The sequence below is a fragment of the Mesorhizobium sp. M5C.F.Ca.IN.020.29.1.1 genome, assembly GCF_003997375.1.
Classification (GTDB): domain Bacteria; phylum Pseudomonadota; class Alphaproteobacteria; order Rhizobiales; family Rhizobiaceae; genus Mesorhizobium; species Mesorhizobium wenxiniae.
On the sequence record NZ_RZSW01000726.1, the window covers coordinates 1 to 2,427 of the forward strand.

Annotated in this window: 5 protein-coding genes; 1 reads left to right on the forward strand and 4 read right to left on the reverse strand. The window is 59.4% G+C overall.

Annotated elements, in window-relative coordinates; all coding sequences use genetic code 11:
• Positions 1-2 precede the first annotated feature (2 nt).
• On the reverse strand, positions 3-440 hold the full coding sequence (locus EOA85_RS32720) for a pseudoazurin (RefSeq protein WP_127212470.1): 438 nt from the start codon (positions 438-440) through the stop codon (positions 3-5).
• 133 nt (positions 441-573) lie between these two features.
• Here EOA85_RS32720 and EOA85_RS32725 point away from each other — a divergent pair, with 133 nt between their 5' ends.
• Complete coding sequence (locus tag EOA85_RS32725) at positions 574-1,275, forward strand: Crp/Fnr family transcriptional regulator (protein WP_127212471.1); 702 nt, start codon at positions 574-576, stop codon at positions 1,273-1,275.
• 3 nt (positions 1,276-1,278) lie between these two features.
• On the opposite strand, the gene EOA85_RS32730 is transcribed toward EOA85_RS32725, so the two are convergent.
• The 3 genes from EOA85_RS32730 to EOA85_RS32735 form a co-directional block, all read right to left on the reverse strand.
• The gene (locus EOA85_RS32730; RefSeq protein WP_127212472.1) at positions 1,279-1,494 is read right to left on the reverse strand and encodes a DUF1858 domain-containing protein; all 216 of its coding nucleotides are present in this window, start codon (positions 1,492-1,494) and stop codon (positions 1,279-1,281) included.
• Between the two features lie 104 nt (positions 1,495-1,598).
• A complete protein-coding gene (locus EOA85_RS37860) occupies positions 1,599-1,742 on the reverse strand; it encodes a hypothetical protein (RefSeq protein WP_164760041.1) in 144 nt (47 codons plus the stop codon).
• Between the two features lie 74 nt (positions 1,743-1,816).
• Entirely contained in the window at positions 1,817-2,266 is a 450-nt protein-coding gene (locus EOA85_RS32735) for an Rrf2 family transcriptional regulator (RefSeq protein ID WP_127212473.1), read from the reverse strand.
• Positions 2,267-2,427 lie beyond the last annotated feature (161 nt).

The window sequence follows — 2,427 nt, forward strand, 5'->3', positions numbered from 1 at the left end:
GATCAGTTGGCCGGAACCTGGCTGAGCAGGTCCGCGAACACCTTCTTTGCTTTCCCGGCATGCTTGGCCGCCGTGGCCGTATCGAGGTTGACCGGCTTGCCGACCGCGATCAGCGCGACCATGCCCATGCCGTAGTGAGGCGCGCATTTGACGCCATAGACACCCTCCTGGGTCAGCGTAACGGTGATTTCCTCGTTCGTTTTCCCCTTGAACGGTTCTGCGCCATCCGGAATCATGCCCTTGATTGACTGGGCGTCGTGGGTCTTGTCGGTCGGTACGAACTTGACGGTGTCGCCGGGCGCGGCCTTGACGAAGGCCGGCTGGAAGACCATCGCGCCTTTTTCGCCCTTGTTGAGCATCTGCACCACGTGCTCTTCCGCGTTTGCGCCGCCGACGAGCGCGAGGATGGAGATTGCGGCGGCCAGGATGGAGAGTTTCATCGATTTGTCCTTTGTTTCGTCTTCGCGGCATTTGGCCGTTCCATGTCATTTAGCCTGATCTGCCCCGGGAGAATTTGCGCTGGCGCAAACTCGGGGTAAGAAAGGTCTGCCGCACGACTGACGAGGATTCTGCTTGGCTGCGCTGGACCGATCACTGATATCGCGGCTGCCGCTCTTCCAGGGGATGGCGCCTGAAGAGCAGAGCGAGATACTCCGAAGCGCTCGATCGTCCCGCTATGCCAAGGACTCGACGATCTTCGAGCAGGAAACCGAGGCCCATTCGTTCTTCGTGCTGATCGCCGGGCATATACGCGTCGTCCGCACCACACCGGACGGACAGCAGGTCATCGCCAGATACATCAGCGAAGGCGAAATTTTTGGCGTCGCCGCGGCTCTCGGCCGGACGACCTATCCCGCCAGCGCCATCGCGGCGGTGGACTGCGTGGTGCTGGCCTGGCCCAATGCTCTTTGGCCGGAACTGGCGCGCCGGTTCCCGGTGTTTGGGGCAACCACATACCGGACCGTCGGAAACAGGCTGCAAGAAACCCAGACGCGCGTTGTGGAGATGTCCACTGAACAGGTCGAGCAGCGCGTTGCTCACGCGCTGCTGCGATTGGCAAATCAGACTGGCCGGAAGACCGAAAGCGGCGTCGAAATCGACTTCCCGATTTCAAGGCAGGACATTGCCGAAATGACCGGGACGACCCTGCATACCGTCAGCCGGTTGCTCAGCAAATGGGAAGAGAGTGGGATAATTGTCAGTGGACGCCAGAAAGTCACGGTCAAGGATGCGCACCGGCTTGTAGTCCTCTCAGAGAGCCGGACCAAGGGCTGACGGTCACCCGCTCGCTCGAACAGCCGATTCCAGATCCATCAGGAAGTCGGTCTCGTTGATCTGATGCTCATGGCATGCCTCAGTCACGGTATGGAAGGTGCCTATCGGGCAGCCGACGCAGAGCATCTTGTAACTCAGCACCACCGCCACCGTTGCCGGCCATTTGCTCATGATCTCGTCGACGACCATGTCGGGACTGATGGAACTCCGCTCCTTCACGATGAAGTCCTCCGTGATTGCGAAGCGTCTTCATAGATTCCGCTCAGACCGCCTTCTTTGCGCTTTCGCAACGTTGATGAGCATTGCCGTTTGGCTAGGAAAAACTAGACAAACGTCATGACCGCGATTGCACCAACGACGATCAGAACAAGCCCGCCTATCAGCATGGGAAGCAGCGTATTGCTGAGATCGACGCCCGACTCGAATTGCTTGACCGTCGGCGTGTCGTTCTTGTTTGGATCAGTCATGCTTGTCTCCACGGGCCGGCAAACGCGAATCGCGCGGCGTTGGGTTGAATTGTAGATCGGGGCCTTACCCACGCTTATCGATACGCCGAAGCCTCGGATGCAGGCAGCCCGCCGACAAAGTCCTTGGGCATCAGCGCGATGTCGGCCAGCGTGTAACGGTCAAGGGTATTCTGGAAGGAGGCCATCGCGTCGCCGAACATGCCTGAAAGTTTGCAGCAGCCGGTGAGCACGCACTGATTTCCGGTCGCGAAGCACTCCACAAGCGCGAAATCTGGCTCGGTCAAGCGTACCACGTCGCCGATCCGGATCATCTCGGGGCTCCGCCCGAGGGCAAGGCCACCGGAGCGACCGCGGACCGCCTTCAAGTAACCGCCGCGCGTCAGGGTGTTGGCAACCTTGTTCAGGTGCGTTTTGGATACGTTAAACGTGCGTGCTACCTCCTCGATCGTGATCAGGCGATCACCGGCAGAGGCCGCATACATCAACATTCTCAAGGCATAATCCGAAAAATTAGTCAGCCGCACGGATCTACCTCCCGTAAACACCACGAACCCGGCATCACAGTTCCTTCTCGGCGATCGGTTCTATGCCCATCGTAGTCTCGCCACGGCTGAAGGCGACCGCGAGACGGAAGCTGTGAGCTATGCGCAGTGCGCGATCCATAAACAACGCCGCAACCTCGGGT